The 268-nt window shown below is 26.1% G+C and carries 1 protein-coding gene; it reads left to right on the forward strand.

Annotated features, from left to right (window positions below; translation table 11 throughout):
• The coding region (locus H3V04_RS10255) for a hypothetical protein (RefSeq protein ID WP_232342690.1) at positions 1-235 on the forward strand (235 nt) is incomplete at its 5' end.
• Positions 236-268: the final 33 nt, after the last annotated feature.

Genomic DNA, 268 nt, shown 5'->3' on the forward strand with positions numbered 1-268 from the left:
AGAAGAACAAGCTATTAGTATTCCTGCAAAGAAGTCTAAAATTTCATTAAATCCGGTTAATAATATGATGTATATGGAAATGAGATTGTTTATCGAGCTAAGTCGCAAAAACAATATGAGAGTATTTTTAAAATACCAATATAATACCATCCATAACAGTAACCTCTGTTTAACTAGTATTAAATTATTCATCACAAAATACTATGGAGTAACAATAAAATTGATTGTTAAATAATGCACATTTTCTGAGTTTGAAAAAATAGGTTTT

The organism is Bifidobacterium sp. M0353 (genome assembly GCF_016100645.1).
Taxonomy (GTDB): Bacteria; Actinomycetota; Actinomycetes; order Actinomycetales; family Bifidobacteriaceae; genus Bombiscardovia; species Bombiscardovia choladohabitans.